The organism is Pseudooceanicola sp. (assembly GCF_029213205.1).
GTDB lineage: Bacteria > Pseudomonadota > Alphaproteobacteria > Rhodobacterales > Rhodobacteraceae > Pseudooceanicola.
The window spans coordinates 127,364-135,382 of the sequence record NZ_JARGNH010000009.1; the positions used below are offsets into that span (position 1 = coordinate 127,364).

General features: G+C 66.7%; 7 protein-coding genes. All 7 read left to right on the forward strand.

What is annotated here, in order from left to right:
* The first annotated feature begins 4 nt into the window (after positions 1-4).
* The 7 genes from P1U48_RS09515 to P1U48_RS09545 are packed head-to-tail and all read left to right on the forward strand — an operon-like array spanning position 5 to position 7,969.
* Positions 5-1,561 (forward strand): AMP-binding protein, encoded by a 1,557-nt coding sequence (locus P1U48_RS09515; RefSeq protein ID WP_301068739.1) that lies wholly within the window; start codon positions 5-7, stop codon positions 1,559-1,561.
* The gene (locus P1U48_RS09520) at positions 1,558-1,932 is read left to right on the forward strand and encodes a hypothetical protein (RefSeq protein WP_301068740.1); all 375 of its coding nucleotides are present in this window, start codon (positions 1,558-1,560) and stop codon (positions 1,930-1,932) included. The genes P1U48_RS09515 and P1U48_RS09520 overlap by 4 nt, the downstream gene beginning before the upstream one ends.
* Positions 1,929-3,533, forward strand: a complete 1,605-nt coding sequence (locus P1U48_RS09525; protein ID WP_301068741.1) for a carboxyl transferase domain-containing protein — start codon at positions 1,929-1,931, stop codon at positions 3,531-3,533. The genes P1U48_RS09520 and P1U48_RS09525 overlap by 4 nt, the downstream gene beginning before the upstream one ends.
* Positions 3,534-3,543: 10 nt before the next feature.
* Entirely contained in the window at positions 3,544-4,491 is a 948-nt protein-coding gene (locus P1U48_RS09530) for a nitronate monooxygenase (protein ID WP_301068742.1), read from the forward strand.
* A gap of 3 nt (positions 4,492-4,494) precedes the next feature.
* Complete coding sequence (locus P1U48_RS09535) at positions 4,495-6,447, forward strand: biotin carboxylase N-terminal domain-containing protein (RefSeq protein ID WP_301068743.1); 1,953 nt, start codon at positions 4,495-4,497, stop codon at positions 6,445-6,447.
* Positions 6,444-7,115, forward strand: coding sequence for a glutathione S-transferase family protein (locus tag P1U48_RS09540; protein WP_301068744.1), 672 nt, complete (start codon positions 6,444-6,446; stop codon positions 7,113-7,115). Before P1U48_RS09535 ends, P1U48_RS09540 begins: the two co-directional genes overlap by 4 nt.
* Entirely contained in the window at positions 7,112-7,969 is an 858-nt protein-coding gene (locus P1U48_RS09545) for a hydroxymethylglutaryl-CoA lyase (RefSeq protein WP_301068745.1), read from the forward strand. The genes P1U48_RS09540 and P1U48_RS09545 overlap by 4 nt, the downstream gene beginning before the upstream one ends.
* Positions 7,970-8,019 lie beyond the last annotated feature (50 nt).

Consider the following 8,019-nt stretch of genomic DNA (forward strand, 5'->3'; position numbering starts at 1 on the left):
ACCGATGCTGATGCGCGGACAAAGCTATGCCGATATGGTGGCGCGGTTCCGTTGGGATCTGCCCGCGCGGCTGAATATGGCGATTCAGGTCTGCGATGGCTGGATCGATCGGGCGCCGGACCGGCTGGCGCTGATCGACCTGTCCGAGGGCGGCCGTCACGAGCACAGCTATCGCGATCTCTGGACCCTGTCGCGCCGGGTTGAACAGGCGCTGCTGCGCCATGGCATCGGGCGCGGTGACCGGGTCGGGGTGCTGCTCAGCCAGTCGGTGCTGACCGCGGCGGCGCATATTGCGGTGTGGCGGATCGGGGCGATCTCGGTACCGCTGTTCAAGCTGTTTCGCCAGGACGCGCTGAATTCGCGGATCGGCGACAGCGGCGCCCTGCTGGTCATCACCGATGACGAGGGCCGCGCCATGCTGGCGCCGCTGGATATCGCCACTTTGACCGGGGACGAGCTGCCCGATGACCCCGCAACCGGACCGGTGACCGACACCGGCCCCGAGGATCCGGCGGTGCTGATCTATACCTCCGGCACCACCGGGCCGCCCAAGGGCGCGCTGCATGGCCATCGCCTGTTGACCGGCCATCTGCCGGGGGTGGAGATCAGCCACGATCTGCTCGGCCAGCCCGGCGATTGCCTCTGGACGCCGGCCGATTGGGCCTGGATCGGCGGCCTGTTCGACGTGGCGATGCCGGGGCTGGCGCTGGGGGTGCCGGTGGTGGCGGCGCGGATGGCCAAGTTCAACCCCGTCGATTGCCTGAGCATCATCCGACAAGCCACGGTTCGTAATGTATTTTTTCCGCCAACTGCGCTGCGGATGCTGAAGGCCGCCGACGCCCGCATTCCCGGTTTGCGCAGTGTTGCCAGCGGCGGCGAACCGCTGGGCGCCGAAATGCTGGACTGGGGCCGCGCCGCTTTCGGGGTGACGATCAACGAATTCTATGGCCAGACCGAATGCAATATGGTGGCATCCTCCTGCGCGGCGCTGTTCCCGGTGCGCCCCGGCGCCATTGGCCGTCCGGTGCCCGGGCATGAGGTCGCGGTGATTGGCTCCAACGGGGTGCGCGCGATTGGCGAGGGCGATGTGGCAATCAGGCGAGGATCGGCGTCGATGATGCTGGAATATTGGCGGAAACCGCAGGCCACGGCGGAAAAGTTCCGCGCTGACTGGATGCTGACCGGCGATCGCGGCGTGATCGAGGACGGCTATCTCAGGTTTGTCGGGCGCGAGGATGATGTGATCACCTCGTCCGGTTATCGGATCGGCCCGGCCGAGATCGAGGATTGCCTGCTGAAACACCCGGCGGTCGCGACCTGCGGCGTGGTCGGAAAGCCGGATCCGATGAGAACCGAAATTGTAAAGGCTTATGTTGTGTTGCGCGATGATGTTAGAGTAGAAGACGGGCTGGACGACGAGCTGATGCGCTTTGTTTCCAGCCATCTGGCCAGCCACGCCCGCCCGCGTGAGGTAAGCTTTATCAAAGAGCTGCCGATGACCGTGACCGGCAAGGTGATCCGCAAGGAACTGAAAGCCCGCGCGGCAGAGGAGGTGGCATGATACTGGAAGGACTGGCGCAATGGCTGGCCGGGCTGGCTTGCCCCGATTGCGGAACGGCGCAGCCGATCTATACCAAGGCCGGGTTCAAAAGCCGCATCCGTGTCCCGCATCACGCCGAGGCCTGCCCGAACTGCGGCGCCACCCTGCATATGGTCTATGCCGAGGGCGGCCCGTTCCGTGAGGGTCTGGGTTGGGGCGGGGCCGCTGTGGTGTTGTTCGCGGTGGCGATCCTGCTGACCGGGATCGAGATCGCGCTGCCGACACCGCTGCTGATCGCTTCTGTGATTGCCGCGATGGCGTTGCTCTATGCCTTTGCCATTGCCATGACGGGGCTGATTCTGGGCTGGACCCGAAGGATGATCAAACCATGAAGCTGACCTCGCAGATCCTGCCCGGATCGGAGTCCTTTCGTGTCAACAGGGCCGGGCATCTGGCCGCCATCGACATGGTGCGCGAAGCGGCGGTTCTGGCGGCGGCGGGCGGCGGCGACAAGGCGCGCACGCGGCATGTGGCGCGGGGCAAGATGTTGCCACGCGACCGGGTCGCCAATCTGCTGGATCCCGGCAGCCCGTTCCTTGAGATCGGCGCGACGGCGGCGCATGGCATGTATGACGGTGCCGCGCCGGGTGCCGGGATGATCGCCGGGGTTGGCGTGGTCTCTGGGCGCCAGGTGATGGTGGTCTGCAATGACGCCACCGTAAAGGGCGGCACCTATTACCCGGCTACCGTGAAAAAACACTTGCGAGCACAGGAGATAGCCGAGGAAAATCATCTGCCTTGCGTCTATCTGGTAGACAGCGGCGGCGCCAATCTGCCGAACCAGGACGAGGTGTTTCCGGACCGCGATCATTTCGGCCGGATCTTTTACAATCAGGCCAGGATGAGCGCCAAGGGAATCGCCCAGATCGCCGTGGTGATGGGATCCTGCACTGCCGGCGGCGCCTATGTTCCGGCGATGTCGGATGTGACGATCATCGTGCGCGATCAGGGCACCATCTTTCTGGCCGGTCCGCCGTTGGTCAAGGCGGCGACGGGCGAGGTGGTCAGCGCCGAGGATCTGGGCGGTGGCGATGTCCACACCAGGCTGTCCGGGGTCGCCGATTACCTGGCCGAGGATGACGCCCATGCCCTGGCCCAGGCCCGGCGCGCGGTGGCCAGTCTGGGTGTCGGCGCCAGCGCCGCGCTGAATTGGGCAACGCCCGCGCCTCCGGCCTATGATCCCGAGGAATTGCTGGGCGTGGTGCCGACCGATCTGCGCATTCCCTATGACAGCCGCGAAGTGATTGCCCGGCTGGTTGACGGATCGCGATTCGATGAGTTCAAACAACGGTTTGGCGAAACCCTTGTCTGTGGATTTGCGCATCTCGATGGCTGCCCGGTGGGGATCGTCGCCAACAATGGCGTGCTGTTTTCCGAGGCCGCGCAAAAGGGCGCGCATTTTGTCGAACTGTGTAGCCAGCGCCGGGTGCCGCTGCTGTTCCTGCAAAATATCACCGGCTTCATGGTCGGGCGGAAATACGAAAACGACGGCATTGCCCGGCATGGCGCCAAGATGGTGACGGCAGTGGCGACGACGGCGGTTCCGAAGATCACCATGGTCATCGGCGGGTCCTTTGGTGCCGGGAATTATGGCATGTCGGGAAGGGCTTACAGCCCGCGTTTCATGTGGTCATGGCCGAATTCCCGGATTTCGGTGATGGGCGGGCCGCAGGCGGCTGGGGTGCTGGCCACGGTGCGCCGTGACGCGATCGAGCGCGGCGGCGGGGCCTGGTCGGCGGAGGAAGAGGCGGAGTTCAAACAGCCGACCATCGACATGTTCGAACAACAGTCACACCCGCTCTATGCCAGTGCCCGGCTCTGGGATGACGGCGTTGTCGATCCGCGCAAGTCGCGTGAGGTTCTGGCGCTGAGCCTGCGGGCCAGTCTGAATGTCCCGATCGAAGAGACGCGCTTTGGCGTGTTCCGGATGTGAGGGCGCAGCGATGATCGAAACCCGATTCACCCGCGCCTTCGGGCTGACCCATCCGGTGCTGGCGGCGCCGATGGCCAATGTTGCGGGCGGCGCGCTGGCGGCGGCGGTCTGTTCAGCAGGCGGTCTGGGGGTCATCGGCGGCGGCTATTGCGACCCGGAATGGATCGCGACCCAGGTCGCGGCCGCGGGCAACACGCCGGTTGGTGTTGGTTTCATCACCTGGCGCCTGTCCGAGGCGCCGGGGCTGTTGGAGCGTGAACTCGCGCGCAATCCGCGCGCGGTGTTCCTGTCATTTGGTGATTTCGCTGCCTATCAGCCGGTAATCCGGGCGGCGGGGGTGCCGCTGATCGCCCAGGTGCAGACGCTGGCGGATGCCCGCCACGCGGTGGCGGCGGCGGCCGATGTGATCGTCGCCCAGGGGGCCGAGGCCGGTGGCCATGGCAATGGCCGTGCCACGCTGACGCTGGTGCCCGAGGTCGCCGATATGCTGGTGGCCGAGGCGCCGGATGTGTTGCTGCTGGCGGCGGGGGGCATTGTCGACGGGCGCGGGCTGGCGGCGGCTTTGACGCTCGGGGCCGATGGTGTGGTCTGTGGCACCAGGTTCTGGGCCAGCGCCGAGGCGTTGCGCCCCGAGGGTCAGTTGCCACAGGCATTGGCGGCGGATGGCGACGCGACGATCCGCACCAGCGTCGGCGATGTGGCGCGTGGCTTCGACTGGCCGGGCGGCTGGGCCCTGCGCAGCCTGCGCAACGATTTCGTCAAGCGCTGGAGCGATGACCTGCCCGGGCTGGCCGAGGATGACACGGCCCGCGCCGCCTGGATCAGTGGCGCCGAGGCGGCGCCGATTGTAGGTGAGGGCATCGGGGTGATCCACGACGCGCCCCCGGCGGCGAAAATATTGGACCGGATGAGTGCAGAGGCCGCGGCGATCCTCGCCGGTGGCTGGCGAAAGGGCTAGACGATGTTCGACACGATCCTGATCGCCAACCGTGGCGAAATCGCCTGCCGGGTGATCCGCACCGCCCGGGCCATGGGGCTGCGTTGCGTTGCCGTCTATTCGGACGCGGATGCCGAGGCGCTGCATGTGGCGCTGGCGGATGAGGCGATCCGGATCGGTGGCCCGGCCCCGGCTGACAGCTATCTGCGCGGCGATGCGATCATCGCGGCGGCCAGGGCCAGCGGCGCCCAGGCGATCCATCCCGGCTATGGCTTCCTGTCGGAAAACCCAGATTTCGTCGATGCGGTGGTCGCGGCGGGGCTGGTGTTCATCGGCCCCAGCGCCAACGCGATCCGGGCGATGGGGCTGAAAGACGCGGCCAAGGCGCTGATGGAAAAGGCCGGGGTGCCGGTGGTGCCGGGCTATCACGGCGCCGATCAATCCGACGCCGGGCTGGCAGCGGCGGCGCAGGCGGTCGGCTATCCGCTGTTGATCAAGGCGGTGGCGGGCGGCGGCGGCAAGGGGATGCGGCTGGTCGAGGCCCCTGAGGCATTTCACGCGGCGCTGGAGTCGGCGCGCAGCGAGGCCAGCACCGCCTTTGGCAATCCGAATGTGCTGATCGAACGGTTCGTCAGCAACCCGCGCCATATCGAGGTGCAGGTGTTCGGCGATGGCCAGCAGGCGGTGCATCTGTTCGAGCGCGACTGTTCGCTGCAGCGCCGCCATCAGAAGGTGATCGAAGAGGCCCCGGCGCCGGGCATGACCGAGGTGATGCGCGCCGCAATGGGGCAGGCGGCGGTGCAGGCCGCCGAGGCGATCGGTTACAGCGGCGCCGGCACCGTCGAATTCATCGTCGATGGCTCCGGCCCGCTGCGCCCGGACGGGTTCTGGTTCATGGAGATGAACACCAGGCTGCAGGTCGAACATCCGGTGACCGAGGCGATCACCGGTGTCGATCTGGTCGAATGGCAGATTCGGGTGGCGGCGGGAGAGGCGATTCCGCTGGCCCAAGAGGATCTACATATCAGCGGCCATGCCTTTGAGGCGCGGCTCTATGCCGAGGACGCGGAAAACGGGTTTCTGCCCGCCACCGGGCGGCTGGCGCATCTGGCCTTTCCGCCCGTGGTGCGGGCCGACACCGGGGTGCGCTCGGGCGATGTGATCTCGCCGCATTACGATCCGATGATCGCCAAGGTCATCGTGCATGGCGCCAGTCGCGAGATCGCGCTCAGGCAATTGTCCCAGGCCTGTCGCGAGACTGAGGTCGCAGGAACCGTCACCAACCTCGCCTTTCTGGGGGCGCTGGCGGATCATCCAGGGTTTCGTGCCGGTCAGGTCGACACCGGGTTGATCGCCCGCGACATCGCCAGCCTGACCGCGCGGCCCGCCGCCTCGACCCGGGCCCGTGGCTGGGCGGCGCTGGTGGCGCTGGGGCTGGCGCGGGCGCCGGGTTGGCTCGACGGGCTGCACCTCTGGGTGCCGATGCGCCGGGCGGTGGCCTTGAACCACCGGGGCGACGCACTGCAGGCCGAGGTGGTGATGCAGGGTCAGGGCACGGCGCTGATCCAGTGGGACGAGATCAGCGTTGCCGCGCAGTGGCGGGGCGATGGCTGGCGGCTCGACGGCGCGCCGGCACCGGCGCATCATGTCGAGGCCGGGCAGATCACCGTATTTGACGGGGTGGCGCAGGTCTTTGAAGTCGTCGACCCGCTGCTGCGGGAAACCGCCGCCTCGACCGGCAATCTGGTCGAAGCGCCGATGCCCGGGATGGTCAAGGTGATGCTGGCCCAGGCCGGGCAACAGGTCACGGCCGGCGAACGGCTGGCGGTGCTGGAAGCGATGAAGATGGAACATGCTCTGGGCGCCCCGCGCGACGGGCTTGTGGCCGAGGTTCTGGTGGCCGAGGGCGCGCAGGTCGAGGCCGGTGCCGCGCTGATCCGCCTGCAAGAGGAAGAGGAAGAGGAAGACAAGGCATGAGTGACAAGATTGTTTTGCATCACGTCCCCGGGTCGCGCAGCCTGCGCACCCTGTGGCTGCTGTCCGAGATGGGGATCACCCCCGAGATCGAGAACTATGCGATCCCCGACGGGTCGCTCAGAACCCCGGATTTCCTGGCCCGTTCGCCCGCCGGGCGGGTGCCGGCCTTGGAAATCGACGGGCAGGTGATCTATGAAAGCGGCGCGATTACCGAATATCTCTGCGAAACCCGGCCCGAACACGGGCTTGGCCGTGCGGTCGGCGATCCCGAGCGGGTGCCGTTCCTCGAGGCGATGCATTACGCCGAGACGATGGCGGTGCTGGTCGCCAACCTGAACCTGCAATGGATTTTCCTGCGCGACCCGTCGCAGCGCTCGGACACCGTGGTCAAGATCGACGCCCGGCGGCTGGCCGCGACCATGGCGCCGCTTGAGAAGCTGCTGGCACAGCAGGACTGGATCCTGGCCTCCGGCTTTTCGGGGGCGGATACGATGCTGGGCTGGAATTTCCTGGCGACGCCGAAATATGTGCGGATGGATGATTTTCCCAACCTTGCTGCCTATGTCGCCCGGTTCAGCGCGCGGCCTGGCTTTGTCCGGGCCAAGGAACTGGACGGGCCGGCGAATTTCGGCCGTCAGGACTTCTATTCGGTCGAGACCAGCAAATGAGCGAACGAGTCGAGATTTTCGAGGTCGGGCCCCGCGACGGGCTGCAGAATGAAAAGCGGCCGATCCCGCTGGCTGAAAAGGTGGCGCTGGTCGATTGTCTGAGCACCGCCGGATTCGCCCATATCGAATGCGCCAGCTTTGTCAGCCCGAAATGGGTGCCGCAGATGGCCGGAAGCGCCGAGGTGCTGCGCCGGATCCGGCGGGCCCCCGGCACGGCCTATACCGCGCTGACCCCGAACCTGCGCGGGTTTGAAGAGGCGCTGGACGCCGAGGCCGACGAGGTGGCGATCTTTGCCAGCGCCTCAGAGGGGTTCAGCCGCGCCAATATCAATTGCAGCATCGAGGAAAGCCTGGCGCGTTTCGCCCCGGTGGCCGAAGCGGCGGCGGCGGCAGGCATCCGGATGCGCGGCTATGTTTCCTGCGTCACCGATTGCCCCTATGATGGCAAGGTCGATCCTTCGGCAGTGGCGCAGGTGGCCGGGGCGCTCTACGCGCTTGGCGCCTATGAGGTGTCGCTGGGCGATACCACCGGGCAGGGCAATCCCGACAGTATCAGGCGGATGCTGAAGGCGGTGATCGAGGAGCTTCCGGCCAGCAAGCTTGCCGGTCATTACCACGACACCAATGGCCGGGCGCTGGACAATATCGAGGTCTCGCTCGGGCTGGGGCTGCGGGTGTTCGACGCGGCGGTCGGTGGCCTTGGTGGTTGTCCCTATGCGCCCGGCGCGGCGGGCAATGTGGCGACCGAGGCGGTGCATGAGCGGTTGAGCGCGCTGGGTTATGACACCGGGCTCGATCCGGCGGTGCTGGCCAAGGCGGCGGATATGGCGCGGGCGATGCGCAGCACGGACTAAAGCGTCCCGCCAAAAACCTGAATCGCGGGGATTCCCACACGCATGATTTT

Excerpts from the sequence above, each read along its gene's own strand:
- P1U48_RS09515 (WP_301068739.1), top strand. The coding sequence starts at position 5 with ATGCTGATGCGCGGACAAAGCTATGCCGATATGGTGGCGCGGTTCCGT.
- P1U48_RS09520 (WP_301068740.1), top strand. The coding sequence starts at position 1,558 with ATGATACTGGAAGGACTGGCGCAATGGCTGGCCGGGCTGGCTTGCCCC.
- P1U48_RS09525 (WP_301068741.1), top strand. The coding sequence starts at position 1,929 with ATGAAGCTGACCTCGCAGATCCTGCCCGGATCGGAGTCCTTTCGTGTC.
- P1U48_RS09530 (WP_301068742.1), top strand. The coding sequence starts at position 3,544 with ATGATCGAAACCCGATTCACCCGCGCCTTCGGGCTGACCCATCCGGTG.
- P1U48_RS09535 (WP_301068743.1), top strand. The coding sequence starts at position 4,495 with ATGTTCGACACGATCCTGATCGCCAACCGTGGCGAAATCGCCTGCCGG.
- P1U48_RS09540 (WP_301068744.1), top strand. The coding sequence starts at position 6,444 with ATGAGTGACAAGATTGTTTTGCATCACGTCCCCGGGTCGCGCAGCCTG.
- P1U48_RS09545 (WP_301068745.1), top strand. The coding sequence starts at position 7,112 with ATGAGCGAACGAGTCGAGATTTTCGAGGTCGGGCCCCGCGACGGGCTG.